The organism is Nostoc sp. ChiVER01 (assembly GCF_034531155.1).
Taxonomy (GTDB): Bacteria; Cyanobacteriota; Cyanobacteriia; order Cyanobacteriales; family Nostocaceae; genus Nostoc.
The window spans coordinates 1-18,768 of the sequence record NZ_JAVRBS010000033.1 but is presented as its reverse complement, the minus strand read 5'-3'; the positions used below and the strand labels follow the sequence as shown (position 1 = coordinate 18,768).

Sequence of the window (18,768 nt, the reverse complement as noted above, 5' to 3'; positions counted from 1 at the left end):
GGCAATCATTGGCTATAAAAGTTTAGCTTACTTTTATGATGAAAGCCTTACTGGTAATCGTTTATTAGCAGGTTTTTTTATACTGAAAGTTTGAAAAGTATGAGGCGAATGAAATTTGCTACTACACAAAAAAAGTCCACCTACGTGGATTAAGAGTAAATCAAGAATTTTTAACCCACGGAGGTGGGTTTTGTCTGTATAGCCGCGACTTCTAGTCGCCAGGTGTAGTAATAATAAATTAGATTGATTGTTGGTTTAACCAAGTTTCTAAATCAGCAACACTAGAAAAATCTAGCAATGCTTCTCCTAAATTCTCTAGTTGTTCAATGGATAAACCTTTAATTCGCTCGATTAATGATGTATCAATCTCACCAATACGGCGATTAAGTTGACGCAGTATTAAGTCTTGTTTTCCTTCTTGCTTTCCCTCTTCTTTGGCTTGTTCTCTGTTTCTTTGATAAAGTGGTTCTAGTCGCATAATTAACTCCCTATCATCTGCTTCTAATTCTTGGTTTACTCTCAAGTTTTCGCGCAAGTTGTAAACTAATTCAAGAGTTGCTTTTTGGTATGGATGATCTAATGGTAACGCTTGCAACTCGATAACTGCTTGTGACTGCACGTTTCCCCTACCTAAAAGCCTCAACCATAATGTCTCTGGTGTTTGTGGTAGTTGGTGTATCGCTACAATTGCTGTTCGTAAGGCATCTGGGAGAAAATGTACTCCCGATAACCAACCTGCTTTTTGTATAGTTCCAAAGCTAGACAATCTAGTTTCAGATATGGTAGGTGTAAGAACCCACAATTTGGGAATTTCTAAATGCTGAAGTTTGGTTTTGTTGGCTTTAGCTTCTCGTCGCAGGAGAGCCTTGATTTATAATAATTTTAAAATACAGTCGCAGATTTCATCGGTAGAAGCTGGATTGCGAAAGGGTTCTATAATGGCAGGATGTTCAGCTAATCTTCCTAACAAACCCAGTATTTGTATATTAGAGCTTTGCTGTTTAGTAGGAGTGAATAAAACATCTATTTCTTTAATCTCTCCTGAGACTTTTTCTGATGCCTTGACTTCACCGTAATCTTTTAGTAGTTCTTCTAAATAGTCTTTGGCAAATTTATCATGGATAAAACGGGTCATTCAATTTTAAGATTTCGGAAGTTCTGGGTTAATGCAAAGTCTTATTATATAGCAGTCTTGAATCATTTGTGATGAAATAGATCCCCGACTTCTTTGAAGAGTCAGGGATCTGCTGGACACCTTTAATTTTCACAGATACTATTCTAAAAAAGTTAAAAGCAGATTCTATAAGCCTTTTGACTTTTGACTTTTGACTTCCCCAAAGGGGCTGACTTCCCGTTAGGACGTGGCAGTTATTGCATTTTCATCTGATGTATCTATGTTAGATTTTAAGCGTGTCAATCTGCTTTTACGGACACGTTCGCTGTCTCTAACGCCGCCTGCAAGTTCATATTCATTGCTGTTTTTGCCGTACTTGAAACCAACCCCCATCAGCATTTTGTCTGAAACCTGACTTAAGTTTTTTTCCATCTCATCCAGCTTTTTTCTAGAAGAGTCAATCATAGCGATCGCAGCGTTATAATCATCAAGCATATTGTGGAAATTGTCTATTAAATGAGTCAGATTTTGCAAGTTGTGAGTATCATCAAAATTGATTTTTGGATCGATTGCTTTTAGCCCAGCAACTCTAAACTCAGCTTTTTCTAAAATCCGGGAACTACGTTTTCTTCGAGCCATAATTTTACACTGTTAAAAGCTTTACAGAGCAATTGTGTCTCAATTAGCCTGGTTTATGGTTCAGGAAAAAGCGCATTTTTTGAATAAAAGTTTTTATTTATGTCCGTGATTTCTCGGAATTTAATCATCAAAGGTTGATTTTCAGTCAAGCATTGCTCATTGGTGTCCAAATAAGCAAAGGTAGCTTAACTGTTAGCTGACTCACCCGCCTAGAAATAAAGTTCTTTGGCTTTTAGCTAAAGTCTACTCAAGTAGACTAAAGATTTTTCGGATTATTTAGTCATCTTTAGATGACTTGAGCTATTAGCAAGGAATTGAAGTTCCTTGCGGGACATGGTTTTTACGTTAAGTTGACACCTATGAGCATGGCTATGTCCCTACAAATGGTCTGTATTCTATGTAAACAGCGATCGCTTTAACTTTAAGCCTTAATGTTGTAATCTTAAGCCTTAATGTTCTAACTCTAAGGCTTAATGTTGTAACCTTAAGCCTTAATGTTATAACCTAAAGCCTTTATGTTGTAACCTTAAGGCTTAATGTTCTAGCTTTAAGCCTTAATGCTGTAACCTTAAGAGTCAACCTTATAACATTGATGACCAAAGTTCGTTGGTGAGTGCAATCATCGCTACATAGTGTATATTGTTGATTTACAGCGATCGCAGAGTTGGAAAAAATTTCACGATGGAAGTTTCACCAAAGGAGATCAAAAGTTATTTAAGTGTTAATGGTATAAATCCTTTCTCTGAGTGGTTTGACTCTTTGCGCGATATAAGAGCAAAAGCTAAAATTAGAGCTAGGCTTGACCGAGTAGAAGCAGGTAATTTAGGTGATTGCAAATCAGTTGGTGATGGAGTTTTTGAACTGAGAATAGACTACGGTTCTGGCTATCGCATATACTTTGGACAGCAAGGCTCAACAGTTATTATTCTTTTGTGTGGTGGTGATAAAAGCACTCAAGATAAAGATATTGCTAAAGCCAAGGAATATTGGGAAGATTACAGGAGTAGAGATGATGCCTAGAAGTACAAGTTATCATGAAAAACTGATTCAAGATTTAAAAAATCCACTAGAAGCAGCAGCTTATATCGAAGTTGTTTTAGAAGAAGGCGACCCGAAAATGTTGAGTAAGGCGCTGAAAAATGTTATAAAAGCGTATGGTGGGGTTGACCGACTTTCTGCACAAGTCAAAGAACTCTACGATAAACTTGACCAGATGCTATCAGATAAAGGCGAAATTGAGTTTTACAGTCTAAATTCTTTGTTGGATGCTTTAGGGCTACATTGACCCTTTGGGTAAGTCAAAAGTCAAAAGTCAAAAGTCAAAAATAATAATTGAGTTTTGATATACTTTTTAGTATGAGTAATTATATCTCAATTCCTGATAGAGCATTTGAATTCGCTGTCAGAATAACTAAAATTTGTTCTCATCTAGATAAACAACCAGGAACACCAAGATTATTAGCTGCTCAGTTATTCAGATCAGGGACATCAATTGGTGCAAATATTGAAGAGTCTCAGTCTGCTGAGAGTGATAGGGATTTTATTAGCAAGCAATCGATAGCACTAAAAGAAGCAAAAGAAACAAGATACTGGTTGAAGCTGTTAATTAAATCAGAAATGATGACTGAGGCACAAGTTAGAAATATTTTAGATGAATGTGAACAATTAATTAAAATTATTGCCAAATCAATTGTAACGACTAAAACAAAGCTAGGAAAATAAACTTTTGACTTTTGACTTTTGACTTTTGACTTCCCGTTAGGGCGGGGTAGTCGGTTTTTGCCTTCTTTGAAGAATAAGGGTAAGAAGAAGTCACTGGGACAGATGAGTTTACCTTGGGATAAGCAGAGGCTAACTGAAAGTACGGAGGTGGATGAGGTAGCAGAAAAATTTATTCAAGCGAATTGCTATAACCCCGCAGTGCCAGGTATCGGAATTCTGAAATGTTGACTATACCGTGCATTAGGGGCTTGTAATAAATCTTTAGAAATTTTGGAAAGCCTTAGATGTTACAGTTTACAAGTCTCGATGCGAGAGAAGAAACCCACCCCACCCCCCACATAAACCACAACCCTCCAACTCCCCCCGGGAGGTGTCCTCTAGGGGAAGAAGTATCAAAAGTAACTTCTGAGTAAGAGATCCAACTACTTTCCACTCTCCATCCCACGCGATCGCCAAACTTTCCATAAGCTTCTTCGTAATACTTGCCGTCAGCTTTACCGCCTACGCTCAAGTAAATTTCCTTCTGGACGCTGAAGCCAAAGTGTCCATTGCTGTATTTTACCCACAACCGGTCAATTGTGCGTAATTCAGTGCAAGGAAAATTTAAGAGTTCATCTGAGGTGAAGTAGTCGCCATCTTTTTTACCTACAGCCTGAATCATCACCCGATAGGTTTCTTCGTCGGCTTCCTTCCAGTTTTTTGCTGCTAGTAGGTCGCGTAGTCTGGTGTAGTCTATGCCTTTTTCTGAGGCTAGGTTATCTGTTTGAGTGGGTTGTGGTTTTGGCAGAATTACATCATTTTCCTGTGGCGCTTGTGTTTCTGTACTCTGTTCTTTAATACTTAAGATTAAGTCATCTAACGCCTCTTCATCATTCGATTTAGTAAATTGAATCCAGCGCCATTGTTTCAAATACCATAGTTCTTGAGGTACATCGCTCACCCCAGGAAGTAGAACAGGAATCACGCGAAAACCTTGTGATTGTCGCTCCAAAAAAGAGTGTATTACTGTATCTAATTCAAGATTTGCCTGAAAGTTCCCTAAACCGCTTTGTCCAATGAAAAAAGCACCTGTTTTAGAAAGGGAAATTCCTTTAAAAACAGCTTGTATAATCTTATCTCCCCCTCGAATTTGCTCCTTATCTAACCACGGGTTCAAACCCTTCTGCTTAAGATGTCGAGCAATTTCTATAATCTGGGGCTTGTCTAAACTATTGTGAGCCAGAAATACATCAAACTGTACCATTCCTTACTCCTCCACGCCAGCAATTACCGCCAACGCCTTAGCGTAATCTTCCAACCCACCGCGCAAAACTTCCAACTCACTTCGCAACTTGGGTTCCTCCGACCAACTCTGCTCATGTTCCTTGGGACTCACCCCAATAGGTCGTCTAGCTTCCCATGCTTGCAACAACGGATGCCATTTAGCCAAAAACGGCCTTAACCCATTATTTAACACAGCGATCGCAATTCCCCCCACTGAATCACGACTAGCACCCACATCTGGCCCGGCGGCTTTGAGAACTTCGCGGGTTGTACCAAATAAACTATAAAGAGAATTCATCGCTTCTCGTACCAAACCCTGGTCAACTGACAAAGGTTGTACAGCAATGCGCGTCACCAATTCCACATACAGCGACCAAGCCGCCTTCTTTTGTGTGGTGTCAACTTTCCAAGACATCGAACCAATGCCAAAAGGCAGACTTACAGATACAGTCTCTAAAGAAACGCGATCGCGCATATTATTTATAGTAAGCAAATTTAACTAATTTATTTGTGTATTGTATAGTAAATAATGTTACTCATCTATAACTTATTCAGAATTAGTTGCTATAATCCTCACTATTTAACCTAAATTTTTATAGTAACATCTGGATATTTTTAACTAATTCAGATAAACTAATACATTTGTCCGTTGCATCACGCTTCTTTTGTATATGCCCAAAACTTACACCGTAGAAATTGATCACCAAGGCAAAATTCATACCTTGCAAGTTCCTGAAAATGAAACGATATTATCAGTTGCCGATGCTGCTGGTTTGGAACTGCCGAGTTCTTGTAATGCAGGTGTTTGCACAACTTGCGCCGGACAAATAAGCAAGGGAACTGTGGATCAAACTGATGGTATGGGCGTTAGTCCAGATTTGCAAAAGCAAGGTTACGTATTGCTTTGTATTGCCAAACCACTTTCTGATTTGAAAATTCAGACAGAAAAAGAAGATGTACTTTATCAGTTACAATTTGGCAAAGGCAAATAATCAGTTATCAGTTATCAATTATCAGGATATTGATTTAATCATTGGTAACTGTTCGCTGGTATTACCAAAACTGAGGAATAACATAAGTATTTCATCGCAACTGATATCAGCTATTCTAGAAACTACAAATCAACAGGATTTACCAAAATGACGACTCATTTTATTACCGCAGAAATTGATTTACAAGAAACTCCCGCAGAGTTATTAGAAGTAATTGAAACAGAGTTAAAGAAACAAGGCGAACCTCTGCGTTGGGCAGTTACTTCTGTGGATACTGACGAACAAAAAGCTACAGTTGAAGCTGTGGTGACTAAAATCGGTAGTTAAGAGTCATTCGATTTTGGATTTTGGATTTTAGATTGAAGGAACAATCTAAAATTCAAAATTGCCACAGTTAGAAGTTTAATTGATTGACCATAAAAGAGGAGGTTTCCTTGCGTTTTTTCCTCTATATTGTGCTGGTGTTGGGCATATTTTTCCGTTTTACTCACCTTGACCATAAAGTATACTGGTATGATGAAGCCATAACATCTCTGCGAGCTTCAGGTTATACTCAAGAAGAAGTTGCTCAACACTTTTTTGAAAAGTCAATAGTTAGTGTAACAGAACTTCAGAAATATCAGCGTCCTGATGGAACAAGAAGCGTTATTGATGTAGCCAAAAGCCTAGCCAAGGAAGATCCGCAGCATCCGCCTTTATACTACAGTTTGGCAAATTTTTGGTTTCAGAGTATTGGTAGTTCAGTAGCCTTAGCTAGGTTGTTACCTGCACTTCTTAGTCTGTTAGTATTCCCATGCACTTATTGGCTGTGTCAAGAGCTATTTGTTGAAACAGGTGTTTTCATTTCAAACTTGCCTACATGGTTAACGATAGCGCTAATTGCTGTCTCGCCATTTCATGTACTTTACTCTCAAGAATCAAGACAATACAGTCTATGGACTGTAACTACTTTACTTTCAACCGCAGCTTTACTATCAGCAATACGACTAAAAACTAGAATTAGCTGGGGTATTTATGCACTTACTGTAATACTAAATCTTTATACATTTCTCCTGGGTGGATTGGTGGCGATCGCTCATGGTCTTTATGTCATGATTATCTATGGGTTCCGCCATCGAAATATTCTTAAAAGTTACCTTGTCGCATCTCTGCTAGGTTTTATCATTTTTCTTCCTTGGGCTTGGGTTGTCATTATTAATCAATCTCAAGCGAAGAATGGTCTGAATTGGGCGGTGATTTACACTCTTAAAAACTCAGAACTAAGGGATATTTGGATTCAGCACCTTGGTCGGCTCTTTTTTTATCTTAATCAAGAACCTTGGGATTTTTGTGTGCATCAAGTGTTGTTACTCTTAATCCTATATGCTTTTTATTGCCTCTGTCGTCAAACACCCATATCAGTTTGGTTATTGATTATCCTTCTGGCTGGCGTTAGCACACTGCCTTTAATAATACCAGATTTGATTTTCGGAGGAATGCGTTCCACACAAGCACGATACATAATTCCTAGTTTATTAGGAGTGCAACTAGCTATTGCCTACTTACTAGGAATAAATTTAGTTAATCCTTCGTTAAAATCTTGGCATCAAAAATTTTGGCAATTATTCTTAGTTACCCTAGTTTCGGGAAGTATCTTGTCCTGTGGTGTCAGTGCTAAAGCAACAGTTTGGTATAACAAAGAGCATAATGGGGAAAATATTGCTATTGCAAAAATTGTTAATCAGACAACTAATCCTCTTTTAATTAGCGATGCAGTAATAGGTCATATTTTATCTTTAAGCTATTCACTTAACCCAAATGTACAAGTTCTCCTTCGACCTTCCAAGACATTTAAAGTTTATCTGCGACCAGCAGAAGAATTAGAACGCTTTAGTGATGTTTTTTTATACCGCTATAATCCTAATAAAGTCTGGCTTAAGGAATTAGCAAAACAGCAAAATTATAAATTTGAACCTCTTGTAGCTGGATTTGCTGAATTCGCAAAAGACCGACCTGTGCTTTGGAGAGTTACTCCTATCTTCAGAAAATTAAAGCAGCAAAGCTAGTACCGCTATGCAAAAGTCAATATGCAACGTCCATACACCGCTATATTAATCGTACCAACTGGGGTTGGGGCTGCTATTGGCGGTTATGCAGGAGATGCTTTACCTGTTGCCAAAGTTATAGCACAGGTTTGCGATCGCCTAATTACTCACCCCAATGTCTTGAATGGCGCAAGTTTATACTGGAATCTTCCAAATGCTTTCTATGTTGAAGGTTACGGGCTTGACAAATTCGCTTCTGGATGTTGGGGTTTGCGTCCAGTTCGCAGCAACAAGGTAGGTTTGCTTTTAGACCAAGCTATTGAGCCAGAGTTACGGCTACGGCATATACAAGCAGCAGATGCAGTCAGAGCTACTCTGGGATTAACTTTAACAGATTATGTAATTACAGATGCACCATTAAATGTAGAATTGCGGACTACAGCATCAGGAGCGAGTTGGGGAACAATTGGCAACCCAGATAGTTTATTACGAGCAGCTGAGATTTTAATAAAAAAAGCAGGGGCAGAAGCGATCGCAGTTGTAGCCCGTTTCCCTGATGATATGGATGAGGAAGCAGTACAAAAATATCGCCAGGGTGAAGGCGTTGATTCTTTAGCGGGTGCAGAAGCCGTAATTAGCCATTTGCTAGTGCGAACCTTTGAAATTCCTTGCGCCCATTCTCCCGCCCTTTTAAGCGAACCTCCGCAACCTGATTTATCTCCCCGTTCCGCCGCCGAAGAATTGGGCTATACCTTTTTGCCGTGCGTCCTTGTAGGATTAAGCCGTGCCCCACAATTTATAATAGAGAGAGGAGCGATCGGATTGCAGCAAGAAGATATTTGGGTAGATGAAGTAGATGTTGCGATCGTACCTGCAAATGCTTGTGGTAGCAGTGCCTTACTAAGTTTAAGCCAAAGACGATGCCAAATAATTACAGTAGAAGAAAATAAAACTCTAATAAAAGTTCCTCCTCAACCGTTGGGGATCAAATTTATACAGGTAAACTCATATTTAGAAGCAGTGGGTGTATTAGTCGCACACAAAGCAGGTATTAATCCCTCCGCTCTCCGTCCCAACTTATTACCTTTGGAGTCAATTAGTCATTAGTCATTTGTCATTAGTTTATTCCCGCCTGCCTCCCTTGCCTCCCCTGCCCAATGCCCAATGCCCCTTAAAAATTAAAAACCCGTGATTGAACAACAAAAGCAAAAGCCAGAAATTCCATACCTGACGCGCATCCAAATACTTGGGGCGATGGGAGCGACTGCAATCATTTTGTTGATAGTCGCCAAACTCTCGTTATACCTTGGCAACTTTTCCATATTTTCTTGGGACTTGAACCAAAGAGAGTTGCTGTTGGGTGTAGGGTTAGGATTGGTCATCACCGCATTAAGTGGCATAGCTTATCGCGTTTGGATTGCTTATCGTAAAAGTGCAGATTATTATCTAGAAATGGTACTAAGACCCTTAACCTTACCAGACTTAATTTGGCTGGGGTTACTACCAGGGTTGAGTGAAGAATTATTATTTAGAGGTGTAATGCTGCCAGCTTTAGGCTTAGATCATCTAGCTGTCATTGTATCTAGTCTTTGCTTTGGCATCTTGCATTTTAGTGGTTCCCAACAATGGCCTTATGTGATTTGGGCAACAATTGTCGGGATGATATTTGCATATAGTGCCCTGCTTACTGGCAACTTATTAGTGCCGATTGTCGCTCACATTATTACCAATTGGATTTCTAGCTATTTCTGGAAAATGTCGCAATTACGGCAATTAAAAAATAAATATTGAGCTTCTAGAAATTACTGCCAAGGCGTAGCCCAAGCCAAGCATTGATAACTACGAAAGAAGTTGTGTTAATTACAGCTTGAGCATTTATAATCGCAGAAGAAGCTGTATTAACTACAGGTTGAGCATTTATAAACAATGCTTAAGTTGTATTAACTCAATTTTCAATTTTACTTATAGCATTATGAGCAATTGTAACTACAGCTTCAATCTTTTATAAGTTATAATTAAGTTATATTAAATATAAATTCAGATTTGATTATATATTATAATTTTTTTGTTAAGCGTGTTTGTGTGTTCGCAGGTACACAGGTTTTTAGTCAAGTAGACTACAATAAATACACTTAAACCCTAACTTCTTTCTGCACATTCTGCCGCTACGCAAATCTAACTAAGGTGAGTAGTAAATTTCTCTCCTATCAAGCGGCTTAAAGGCTTATTATCGCGTTGTTTCTTCTCTTTTTGAGGGGTGAGGCTAACTTATGATAGGTCTGTATAGTTCTTGTTGAAAAAGAAAGATTTTTTGGCTGTTTTGTCAGAAAACTACACACCTAATATAAAAAATGAGACATTAAACAAACCGATATCTACGATGGGCTACGACTACGCCATTTTATTGTTAACAAGCCCGTTAACTAGACCTGATTTTTTGAGGTCAAAAGCAACAAAAGCTTTATGGCGCATGACGTAAAAGCTTAGTGCCGCAAAATACCCCTGAAAGACAATCCTTGTTTAATAAGTTTTGTGTAGAATTTGGTGAAGAGGTTATTTACTTGATTCTCAATTGCAGCAATCCAGGTTTCATTTATGAATCAGTCTTTTTCTCAAAACCAAGCAAGACGAAATCGTGAACAAAGGCTGCGGCAACAGAAATGGAGTTTAAAAACTAAAGCAATTATTTGGGCACTAAGTATTAGTGTCCTTCCTGTGGTTGCAATTGGAACAGCTACTTACAACTACGGCATTAATTTAATTACTAAACAAATTCCGCAAGTAAGACTTGAGAGTGCGGCAAGTTCAACAGAAACTGAACTAGCTCTACAGAGACAATTGTCGCTCTTGTTAACTGGTATGGGAGTAACAGCAATTTTAACAGGTGCGATCGCTGTTTTTGTGACTAATCGAGCTATGAGTCGGGTCAGTAAAGCTGCGGCAATTTCTAATAGTATCAAAAACAAGCTACGCCCAGATAGTGAGTTTACTCAATATTTCATCGCTAACGAAGATGAATTAGTGATGTTAGAGAGAAACATAAACTTATTTACAGAGCTACTTTCAGTTTTGGCAAAGGAAAAAGAAACCGAAGCTGATTACTCCCAACTATTAATGAAAGTTACGCGATGGGTTCGAGAATCGTTCAATGAAGAAGATGTTCTCAAAATTACCACAGAAGAAATTCGTAAAGCTTTAAGCATTGACCGCGTAACCATTTTTTGCTTTAACTCCAACTCTAATGGAACCTTTATCGCTGAGTCAGTAGCACCTGGTTTACCTAGAATATTAGGGATTACAGTCTCTGAGCCTGGATTTGAGGCAGGATATATAGAAAAATACCGGAATGGTTCCATCCGTGCTATTGATAATATCTATCAAGCCGATCTCAGTAATAGTGATATTGAGTTGCTAGAGCAATTTGCTGTCAAATCTAATTTAGTAGCACCTATTCTTAAAGGCAAACAGCTATTCGGTTTATTGATTGCACATCAGTGTTCTAGAATTCGCTTTTGGCAGCAGTCTGAGATTGATTTGTTCACTCAGATAGCTATACAAGTAGGATTCGCTCTTGACTACACCAAGCTTCTAGAACAGGTTGATACGAAGGCGGATACAGCTCAGATATTTATCGACATTACCCGCAGCATTCGCCAATCGCTTAACGAAGAGGATGTCATCAAAACCACCGTGGAGGAGGTTCGTAAAGCACTGAGTACTGACCGAGTGCTAGTTTATAGCTTTAGCGCTGATTGGTCGGGAACAGTAATTGCAGAATCAGTGGTTCCAGGTTATCCCAAAGTTTTGCGGTCTGAAATCCAAGACCCATGTTTTGCTCAAGATTATGTAGAAAAGTATCAGTCTGGTCGCGTTCAAGCCACGAATAACATTTATGAAGCCGGTTTGCTTGATTGTCACATTAACCTGCTCGAATCCTTTGGTGTGAAAGCAAATTTGGTCGCACCCATTCTCAAAGATGAACAGCTGTTTGGCTTATTAATTGCACATCAATGCTCTAGACCCCGTGATTGGCAACAGTCTGAGATTGATTTATGTGCCCAAATAGCTATGGAAGTGGGATTTGCTCTCGACCACGCCAGACTCCTGCAACGAATCGAGGCTGAGAATGTGCAAAGTCAATTGCTGGCGGATACTATCGGCAGCATTCGCCAATCACTCAATGAAGAGGATGTTCTAAAAACCACTGTAGAAGAAGTTCGGAAAGTATTAAGTGCTGACCGAGTGATGGTTTATAGCTTTAATGCTAATTACTCTGGAACTGTGATTGCCGAATCAGTTGTTCTCACCTATCCAAAAGTTCTGCGATCTGAAATCCAAGATTTATATTTTGGTCAAGGCTATGTAGAAGATTATCAGTCTGGTCGCGTTTTAGCAATAAATAACATTTACGAAGCTGGTTTGGCTGATTATCAAATTAACCTACTCGAATCCTTTTCTGTCAAAGCAAATTTGGTAGCCCCCATTCTTAAAGATGAACAGCTATTTGGTTTATTAATTGCACATCAGTGTTCCAAACCTCGTGATTGGCAACAATCTGAGATTGATTTATTTGGTCAAATAGCGATGCAAGTGGGATTTGCTCTCGACCATGCAAGACTCTTGCAACGAATCGAAGCTGAAAGTAGGCGAAGTCAGTTACTGGTGGATATTACCCGCAGCATTCGCCAATCGCTTAACGAAGAGGATGTCATCAAAACCACTGTGGAAGAAGTTCGCAAAGCACTGAGTGTTGACCGAGTATTAGTTTATAGCTTTTACGCTAATTGGTTCGGAATTATAATTGCTGAATCAGTAGTTCCAGGTTATCCCAAAGTTTTGCGGTCTAAAATTTACGACCCTTGTTTTACAGAAAACTATGTAGAAAAGTACCAGTCTGGTCGTGTTGTCGCAACAAACAACATTTACGAGTCCGGTTTGGCTGATTGTCATATTAACCTGCTCGAATCCTTTGGTGTGAAAGCAAATTTAGTAGCACCCATTATTAAAGATGACCAGCTATTCGGCTTGTTAATTGCACATCAGTGTTCTGGCCCGCGTGAGTGGCAACAGCCTGAGATTGATTTATTTACCCAGATAGCGATGCAAGTAGGATTTACTCTCGATCATGCTAGGCTCTTACAAGCGTATCAAGCTACTGAAGCCAACTCTGGTGTATAGCTTTGTAGAAGAAGCAAGGGGCAGGGAGCAGGGGGAAAGTCAAAAGCTTGATGCAGGTTCTTTTCTTTTCCCCTTTTCCCCCTGCCCCGTGCCCCTTGCCCTCTTTCTCCCTGCCCCCTGCCCCTTGTCCTCTTTTAACCCAACTGTATTGGGCTGAGTGTAGTTTTTGACGAAGAAGCTGCTAGAGCGATCGCTAATGGTAAAATTCGATGTTCCTGAATTTGTATCCTGGCGTGGAGTGTTTCTGCTGTATCATCTGGCAATACTGGTACTGCGGCTTGCATTAATATTGGGCCACTATCTACTTCTAAACAAGCTATATGCACTGTACAACCAGTGATTTTTACCCCAGATGCTAAGGCTTGTTCTACAGCATGAATTCCTTTGAAACTAGGTAACAAACTAGGATGGATATTAATAATTTTATTGGGAAAGGCATTTATGAAAACTGATGTTAACAATCGCATCCAACCTGCCAAAATTACCCATTCCACATCATAGTGCTGCAATGTCTGCACAATTTTCTCATCAAACTCTTCTCGATTTTGATAGTTGCGGTGATTCAATAAAACAGCTTCTACACCTCGATTAGCTGCTTTTACGGCTGCTTTCGCCGAGGGGTTATTGTAAATTAAAACTTGAATTTGGGCATTTAGCTGTCCATCTTGGATAGCTTGGGCAACTACATCAAAATTGCTGCCATTCCCAGAAGCCATAATTCCCAGTTTTAAAGGGGCGACTTGTCGGCATATATCGCTAATGCTAGGAGAAACCAAGCTAAGGGTAGAATCAGGGCGGAGGGTCATAACAGCTAAGAGGGTTAATTATAGATGCAAAAAATATACTAAGTCGTGGTTGGATAATGATACAGTAGCTGCCTGGATTTTTCTTGCATAAATAGGTAAAATTTCATCCCTTAATTAAATTTTGCTGTAAAGATTTAGCTCATAACTAGTCCAATTGATATAAGTGATATTCTAAAACTTAGTATGAGCGAAACAACACAGAGATTAAAGCCACATAGGATTTGATCGCAGCATAGGTGAGTTAAATGGCAAAGGTAGCGTTGCTGATTGGGGTCAGTGAGTATGAACCAGGGCTAAACCCTTTGCCCAGTGCAGTTAGAGACGTGAAAGCAGTGTACGAGGTACTGCTGAATCCAGAAATGGGCGGATTTGCTGCCTCAGATATTAAGCTGCTAAAAAATCCTGAACGGCAAGTTGTAGAAATTGCGATCGAAACGCTATTCTCTGGACGGCACAAAGATGATTTGCTGCTGCTGTACTTTTCAGGACACGGCATCAAAGACGATCGCGGTAGGCTGTATCTGGCGACTCGCAACACCAGTAAAACGCCGCAAGGCGAATTGATTCGCTCAACATCGGTGTCTGCTAGTTTTATTCACGATCGCATGAGCGAAAGCCGTTCGCGTCGGCAGGTGGTAATCCTAGATAGCTGCTTTAGTGGCGCGTTTGCTGAGGGAATGTCTGCCAAAGATGACGGCACAATTGACATCCGGGAGCAGTTGGGTGGTGAAGGACGAGCCGTATTGACTTCTTCTACTTCAACTCAATATTCCTTTGAGCAAGAAGGGCAAGATTTATCAATTTACACTCGTTTTTTGGTTGAAGGTATTAAGTCGGGAGAAGCCGATCGCGATCAAGATGAATTTATCTCCATCGATGAACTTCATGAATACGCCAGTCAGAAGGTGCGAGAACTTCAACCTGCGATGAAACCGGAAATCTATGCAATTCGAGAAGGCTTTAAAATTCGACTGGCAAAGGTGGCTCCGGGTGATTCCAAACAGCGATACCGTAAAGAGGTAGCGCGATTTATTCATCGAGGCGAAATTTCTCTTGTTGGTCGTCGCACATTGGATTATCAGAGGACTCGCTTGGGGTTAGAGGTAACTGAGGCGAAAGCGATCGAAGATCAGGTGTTGGAACCGTACCGCAAGCAGTTTGGCGAAAAACTCCAGCAGTATCAGCAGGTGTTCACTGAGTTACTGGAGCGAGACGAGACGATTACCGATAGCGATCGCCACGATTTGCAAAATCTCCAGCAAATTTTGGGGCTGCGGAATGAGGACACGATGCCGATTGAGGCACTAGTGACTGCACGGTTTAAAACGCATCAGCAAAACCTGCAAATATATCAGCAAGCGTTTACAACGGCACTGCGACAAGAGTTTCCCTTGAGTGCAGCAAGCCGCGATCGCTTACGGCAAACCCAGCAGCAATTAGAGCTTGCAAATAGTGATGTTGCGGCGATTGAATCTCAGATTACGGCTGAGGTAGAGGCATATCATCAAAAACTCCGGAACTACCAACGGCTGTTTTTTACTGCCACGCAGCAGGAATATCCCGTGAGTGAGGCAACCCGCAATGATTTACGCCAGCAGCAGCAGCATTTGGGACTGACGGATGTAGATGTTGCACCAATTGAAGCCCAAATCACAACACAGATTGAAAGCTATCATCAAAAACTCCAGCAGTACGAGCAGGCGTTTGTGAAGGCGACGCAGCGCCAGCATTATCCAGATGAAGTGACGCAAAAGCAGTTGCAGGAAACGTGGCAGACGTTGGGGTTGAGTGAGGGAGATGTGGGTGCGATCGAGAGGCGAATTAATGCGGAGATTGAAACGCATCAAGCAAACTTTCGGCAATATGAGCAGGAGTTTACAGAGGTTATTCAGCAAGAATATCCGCTCAGTGCTTTAAAACGCTCTCAACTAACGCAACGTCATCAAGCGTTGAATCTGACTGCTGAGAATGTGACTGCAATTGAAAATCGAATTGTGGCTGCGATCAAGGAACATCAGCAAAAGTTGCAACAATATGAGCAGGTGTTTAGAGAGTCGATACAGTTTGAATATCCTCTTAGTAATGTTACTCGTGAAGAACTTAAGCGCTTCCAACGAATTTTAGAATTAGATGATGCGGAAATAGCTGCACTTGAAGCAATTATTATTCGACCGTTTTCAGAAGCAGAATACCGGAAACAGCAAGAGAGAATCAGACAGCAACAAGAGGCAGAAAAACAACGGCAGCAAGAGGAAGCAGAAAAACAACAAAAATTACAGCAGTATATTCAACAGCCAAGTCGTACTCAATTCACTCAGCCGACTCAAGAGCGAATAAGCCGACAAAAGTTTTTGAAGTGGGCTGGCTTGGGAGGTGTAAGTTTGGTGACAGCAGTAGTAGGTAGTGAAATTTTTAAGCGTCAATCACCAACACTTGATTCTTTTAAGTTTGAAACGGTAACGGTAGATAAAAAGGGACAGGTAATTAAACGAGATTCTAACAAGCAAGCTAAGTTCTTTAAAGAAGACTTAGGCAATGACATAACTTTAGATATGGTTGAGATTCTTGCTGGTTCATTTAAGATGGGTTCGCCACCTGCTGAAAATGGTCGAACCAACAGTGAAGAACCACAGTACACTGTGAATGTGCCTGCTTTTTTTATGGGCAAGTTTGAAGTGACTCAGGAACAGTACCAGCAAATAATGGGTAGCAATCCGTCCAACTTCAAGGGAGCAAAACGTCCTGTAGAGCTAGTGTCCTGGAATGATGCAGTGGAATTTTGCAAAAAGCTGAGTCAAAAGACTGGGCGTAAATATCGGCTACCTAGTGAAGCAGAGTGGGAATACGCCTGTCGTGCAGGAACAACAACACCATTTCACTTCGGCGAGACGATTACGACTGAGTTAGCCAACTACAATGGGAATTACACCTACGCTTCTGCACCAAAAGGAAAATCTCGTCAAGAAACAACAGAAGTAGGAAGTTTTCCACCTAACGCCTTTGGATTATACGATATGCACGGGAATGTCTCGGAGTGGTGCCATGATACTTGGCATGACACCTATAAAGGAGCGCCTAGTGATGGAAGTGCATGGATAAATAATGATAATCAACGTCAAGTGCTGCGGGGTGGTTCCTGGTTCAGCATTCCTGAATACTGCCGTTCCGCGTCCCGCAACTTCAACGACTCGCGCGTCGTCCGCAACAGCGCTTTTGGTTTTCGTGTTGTGTGCGCGGTTGGAAGGAATCTTTAGCCCTTTATGCTTTAGCTCTCTTGCCCTTTACCCTTCTTTTCTTTATCCTTTTTGAGTGTAGCGAAGCGGAACGATCTAATTTTTTTCAAAAAACAGAGTCGATCAAATTATGAACAAAGAGCTTACCCAAGCGATCGCTTCAGAAGTTCAGCTATTCCACAGCATCGATTTACTGACTATCGATGAGCTTCCATATACGCTCGCAGTAAGGTATTGATTTGCGTTTGATAACCCCGTCCTTGCGACTTAAACCACTCTAATACATCACTGTCAATGCGTAATGTAACCTGTGCTTTATTTTCTGCCGCAGGTAAACCCCGGCGAACTGTAGCCTTAGCAAACAGTTCTGGTGGAATTTCCGGGCAATCTGATAAATCAATGTCTTCATCGCTCATCGCATCAAGCCTTTGCCAATCAGTCTGAGAATTGCTCGAAATAGACTCGTTGCTCATATTTGGTTGCCTTTCTTGCAGAAATAATGCGCGTTAAATCATTACTATCTGTATGCCTTTTAGGTTAATAATTATTCACAAACTACAGTCGTGCAAGCAATTGAACGGCTTTCTGGTTTAGGCTTAATTGTAATTTCTACATCATTACCTAAAATGTTTATAAATCTGATCAATCTATCTATTGAAAAATCTTTTAGTTTCCCTCTAGTTAAAGCAGATATTTTTGGTTGATCTATTCCAAGAACTTCGGCTGCTTGGACTTGATTTAATTGGCGATTAGCAATAATTTCACTAATTTTGCGTGCAAGTTCTGCTTTAATTAAGCGCTCTTCAGGATTAGACAGTCCTAGATCAGCAAAGACATTTCCGTTACTAATATAAACATCATTTTCTTTGCTCATTTTTTACTCCATTGTTTTTGCTATTTCTTGTAAATAATCTTCCTGAGCAACCTTGAGTCTCTTCTTAACTAAATCTATATCTTGTTTTGGTGTAGCAATACCGTGTTTTGATTTCTTTTGAAATGAATGTAATAGGTAAACAAATCCTGCAAATTTAACAGTGTAAATTGCCCTGTATGTATCTCCTTCAAAATCATCTACAATTTCTAAAACCCCAGTGCCTGTAAATCCATACAAAGGTTTTGCGTCAGGATGCTTTTCACCATGTTGTGCTAAATCCAGAGCATAACCCATTACATCTTGCACATCTTCAGGGAAATTTTTTAAATCATCAAGAGCGCTTGCAATCCATTTGAGGGGTTTTTCTTGTTTTTTACTCATCTATTGCTAATTATGCTAATAATAGCATATTAAGTCAACAAGTAAGATAATGGTATCAAAATAAGTCCATCACCAATTACGTTACTTAAAGTATAAGCGATGCCTACGGCTGTAAACTACGCACCTGCTGGGCTTTGATGCAAAACTTAGTTTAAAGACTCCAAGTAGAGATAATTATGAACCAAGAGCAAACCCCAAGCGATCGCCTCAGAAGTTTAGCTATTCCACAGCATACAGATAAGTAGGGCGGCGTAAATAATTATTGTTGGCATAAGGCAGGGGGCAAGGAGCAGGGGGCAGGGGTAGAAAGAGTTTCAGCCTTATTTACTTATCTTTACACAGTGTGGTTTTTTCACGTCGTTCTACTTACCTCGAAGTCATGTTGAGGTACTTCAAAGTCGTATTGAGGTACTTCAAAGTCGTGTTGAGGTACTTCAAAGTCATGTTGAGGTACTTCAAAGTCATGTTGAGGTACTTCAAAGTCATGTTGAGGTACTTCAAAGTCGTATTGAGGTACTTCAAAGTCGTATTGAGGTACTTCA

20 protein-coding genes and 1 pseudogene are annotated in these 18,768 nt (G+C 40.2%); 11 read left to right on the top strand and 10 right to left on the bottom strand.

The window, feature by feature from the left end; genetic code table 11:
- Positions 1 to 238 precede the first annotated feature (238 nt).
- Both RMY00_RS30280 and RMY00_RS30275 read right to left on the bottom strand, forming a co-directional pair.
- Positions 239 to 1,135: pseudogene (locus tag RMY00_RS30280) on the bottom strand (DUF4351 domain-containing protein).
- A gap of 219 nt (positions 1,136 to 1,354) precedes the next feature.
- Positions 1,355 to 1,753, bottom strand: coding sequence for a hypothetical protein (locus RMY00_RS30275; RefSeq protein WP_322651062.1), 399 nt, complete (start codon positions 1,751 to 1,753; stop codon positions 1,355 to 1,357).
- Positions 1,754 to 2,434: 681 nt separating this feature from the next.
- Here RMY00_RS30275 and RMY00_RS30270 point away from each other — a divergent pair.
- The 4 genes from RMY00_RS30270 (at position 2,435) to RMY00_RS30255 (ending at position 3,703) form a co-directional block, all read left to right on the top strand.
- Positions 2,435 to 2,773 carry a type II toxin-antitoxin system RelE/ParE family toxin gene (locus RMY00_RS30270; protein WP_322651061.1) on the top strand — a complete coding sequence of 113 codons (339 nt, stop codon included), beginning with the start codon at positions 2,435 to 2,437 and terminating at the stop codon, positions 2,771 to 2,773.
- A complete protein-coding gene (locus RMY00_RS30265; protein WP_322651105.1) occupies positions 2,766 to 3,038 on the top strand; it encodes a hypothetical protein in 273 nt (90 codons plus the stop codon). The genes RMY00_RS30270 and RMY00_RS30265 overlap by 8 nt, the downstream gene beginning before the upstream one ends.
- 71 nt (positions 3,039 to 3,109) lie before the next feature.
- Positions 3,110 to 3,475: a four helix bundle protein gene (locus RMY00_RS30260; RefSeq protein ID WP_322651060.1), complete on the top strand. Its 366-nt coding sequence runs from the start codon at positions 3,110 to 3,112 to the stop codon at positions 3,473 to 3,475.
- An 18-nt stretch (positions 3,476 to 3,493) separates the two neighbouring features.
- The gene (locus tag RMY00_RS30255; RefSeq protein ID WP_322651059.1) at positions 3,494 to 3,703 is read left to right on the top strand and encodes a hypothetical protein; all 210 of its coding nucleotides are present in this window, start codon (positions 3,494 to 3,496) and stop codon (positions 3,701 to 3,703) included.
- Between the two features lie 52 nt (positions 3,704 to 3,755).
- Here the strand turns inward: RMY00_RS30255 and RMY00_RS30250 are convergent, their stop codons facing one another.
- Both RMY00_RS30250 and RMY00_RS30245 read right to left on the bottom strand, forming a co-directional pair.
- A complete protein-coding gene (locus RMY00_RS30250) occupies positions 3,756 to 4,718 on the bottom strand; it encodes a GUN4 domain-containing protein (protein WP_322651058.1) in 963 nt (320 codons plus the stop codon).
- Between the two features lie 3 nt (positions 4,719 to 4,721).
- Positions 4,722 to 5,213, bottom strand: a complete 492-nt coding sequence (locus tag RMY00_RS30245) for a hypothetical protein (RefSeq protein ID WP_322651104.1) — start codon at positions 5,211 to 5,213, stop codon at positions 4,722 to 4,724.
- 196 nt (positions 5,214 to 5,409) lie between these two features.
- Between RMY00_RS30245 and RMY00_RS30240 the strand changes: the two genes are divergently transcribed.
- From RMY00_RS30240 to RMY00_RS30220, 5 genes are all read left to right on the top strand, one after another.
- Positions 5,410 to 5,730: a 2Fe-2S iron-sulfur cluster-binding protein gene (locus tag RMY00_RS30240; protein ID WP_322651057.1), complete on the top strand. Its 321-nt coding sequence runs from the start codon at positions 5,410 to 5,412 to the stop codon at positions 5,728 to 5,730.
- Positions 5,731 to 5,877: 147 nt separating this feature from the next.
- The gene (locus RMY00_RS30235) at positions 5,878 to 6,057 is read left to right on the top strand and encodes a hypothetical protein (RefSeq protein WP_322651056.1); all 180 of its coding nucleotides are present in this window, start codon (positions 5,878 to 5,880) and stop codon (positions 6,055 to 6,057) included.
- Between the two features lie 107 nt (positions 6,058 to 6,164).
- Positions 6,165 to 7,775 (top strand): hypothetical protein, encoded by a 1,611-nt coding sequence (locus RMY00_RS30230; protein WP_322651055.1) that lies wholly within the window; start codon positions 6,165 to 6,167, stop codon positions 7,773 to 7,775.
- Between the two features lie 21 nt (positions 7,776 to 7,796).
- Positions 7,797 to 8,861, top strand: a complete 1,065-nt coding sequence (locus tag RMY00_RS30225) for a DUF3326 domain-containing protein (RefSeq protein WP_322651054.1) — start codon at positions 7,797 to 7,799, stop codon at positions 8,859 to 8,861.
- Between the two features lie 81 nt (positions 8,862 to 8,942).
- Complete coding sequence (locus RMY00_RS30220) at positions 8,943 to 9,545, top strand: CPBP family intramembrane glutamic endopeptidase (RefSeq protein WP_322651053.1); 603 nt, start codon at positions 8,943 to 8,945, stop codon at positions 9,543 to 9,545.
- Positions 9,546 to 9,549: 4 nt separating this feature from the next.
- On the opposite strand, the gene RMY00_RS30215 is transcribed toward RMY00_RS30220, so the two are convergent.
- Complete coding sequence (locus tag RMY00_RS30215; RefSeq protein ID WP_322651052.1) at positions 9,550 to 9,681, bottom strand: hypothetical protein; 132 nt, start codon at positions 9,679 to 9,681, stop codon at positions 9,550 to 9,552.
- Positions 9,682 to 10,349: 668 nt separating this feature from the next.
- Here RMY00_RS30215 and RMY00_RS30210 point away from each other — a divergent pair.
- On the top strand, positions 10,350 to 12,932 hold the full coding sequence (locus RMY00_RS30210; protein WP_322651051.1) for a GAF domain-containing protein: 2,583 nt from the start codon (positions 10,350 to 10,352) through the stop codon (positions 12,930 to 12,932).
- Positions 12,933 to 13,066: 134 nt separating this feature from the next.
- On the opposite strand, the gene purN is transcribed toward RMY00_RS30210, so the two are convergent.
- Positions 13,067 to 13,738 (bottom strand): phosphoribosylglycinamide formyltransferase, encoded by a 672-nt coding sequence (gene purN / locus RMY00_RS30205; protein ID WP_322651050.1) that lies wholly within the window; start codon positions 13,736 to 13,738, stop codon positions 13,067 to 13,069.
- 245 nt (positions 13,739 to 13,983) lie between these two features.
- Here purN and RMY00_RS36280 point away from each other — a divergent pair, with 245 nt between their 5' ends.
- A complete protein-coding gene (locus RMY00_RS36280) occupies positions 13,984 to 16,992 on the top strand; it encodes a caspase, EACC1-associated type (RefSeq protein WP_416212117.1) in 3,009 nt (1,002 codons plus the stop codon).
- A gap of 176 nt (positions 16,993 to 17,168) precedes the next feature.
- On the opposite strand, the gene RMY00_RS30190 is transcribed toward RMY00_RS36280, so the two are convergent.
- From RMY00_RS30190 to RMY00_RS30175, 4 genes are all read right to left on the bottom strand, one after another.
- The gene (locus tag RMY00_RS30190; protein ID WP_322651049.1) at positions 17,169 to 17,444 is read right to left on the bottom strand and encodes a BrnA antitoxin family protein; all 276 of its coding nucleotides are present in this window, start codon (positions 17,442 to 17,444) and stop codon (positions 17,169 to 17,171) included.
- Between the two features lie 71 nt (positions 17,445 to 17,515).
- Entirely contained in the window at positions 17,516 to 17,845 is a 330-nt protein-coding gene (locus RMY00_RS30185) for a helix-turn-helix transcriptional regulator (RefSeq protein ID WP_322651048.1), read from the bottom strand.
- A gap of 3 nt (positions 17,846 to 17,848) precedes the next feature.
- Positions 17,849 to 18,226, bottom strand: coding sequence for a type II toxin-antitoxin system RelE/ParE family toxin (locus RMY00_RS30180; protein WP_322651047.1), 378 nt, complete (start codon positions 18,224 to 18,226; stop codon positions 17,849 to 17,851).
- A 352-nt stretch (positions 18,227 to 18,578) separates the two neighbouring features.
- The coding region (locus tag RMY00_RS30175; RefSeq protein WP_322651046.1) for a hypothetical protein at positions 18,579 to 18,768 on the bottom strand (190 nt) is incomplete at its 5' end.

Bases quoted from the DNA above. Each gene is read 5' to 3' on its own strand.
- RMY00_RS30275 (WP_322651062.1), bottom strand. From the start codon at position 1,753: ATGGCTCGAAGAAAACGTAGTTCCCGGATTTTAGAAAAAGCTGAGTTT.
- RMY00_RS30270 (WP_322651061.1), top strand. From the start codon at position 2,435: ATGGAAGTTTCACCAAAGGAGATCAAAAGTTATTTAAGTGTTAATGGT.
- RMY00_RS30265 (WP_322651105.1), top strand. From the start codon at position 2,766: ATGCCTAGAAGTACAAGTTATCATGAAAAACTGATTCAAGATTTAAAA.
- RMY00_RS30260 (WP_322651060.1), top strand. From the start codon at position 3,110: ATGAGTAATTATATCTCAATTCCTGATAGAGCATTTGAATTCGCTGTC.
- RMY00_RS30250 (WP_322651058.1), bottom strand. From the start codon at position 4,718: ATGGTACAGTTTGATGTATTTCTGGCTCACAATAGTTTAGACAAGCCC.
- RMY00_RS30245 (WP_322651104.1), bottom strand. From the start codon at position 5,213: ATGCGCGATCGCGTTTCTTTAGAGACTGTATCTGTAAGTCTGCCTTTT.
- RMY00_RS30240 (WP_322651057.1), top strand. From the start codon at position 5,410: ATGCCCAAAACTTACACCGTAGAAATTGATCACCAAGGCAAAATTCAT.
- RMY00_RS30235 (WP_322651056.1), top strand. From the start codon at position 5,878: ATGACGACTCATTTTATTACCGCAGAAATTGATTTACAAGAAACTCCC.
- RMY00_RS30225 (WP_322651054.1), top strand. From the start codon at position 7,797: ATGCAACGTCCATACACCGCTATATTAATCGTACCAACTGGGGTTGGG.
- RMY00_RS30210 (WP_322651051.1), top strand. From the start codon at position 10,350: ATGAATCAGTCTTTTTCTCAAAACCAAGCAAGACGAAATCGTGAACAA.
- purN (WP_322651050.1), bottom strand. From the start codon at position 13,738: ATGACCCTCCGCCCTGATTCTACCCTTAGCTTGGTTTCTCCTAGCATT.
- RMY00_RS36280 (WP_416212117.1), top strand. From the start codon at position 13,984: ATGGCAAAGGTAGCGTTGCTGATTGGGGTCAGTGAGTATGAACCAGGG.
- RMY00_RS30190 (WP_322651049.1), bottom strand. From the start codon at position 17,444: ATGAGCAACGAGTCTATTTCGAGCAATTCTCAGACTGATTGGCAAAGG.
- RMY00_RS30185 (WP_322651048.1), bottom strand. From the start codon at position 17,845: ATGAGCAAAGAAAATGATGTTTATATTAGTAACGGAAATGTCTTTGCT.
- RMY00_RS30180 (WP_322651047.1), bottom strand. From the start codon at position 18,226: ATGAGTAAAAAACAAGAAAAACCCCTCAAATGGATTGCAAGCGCTCTT.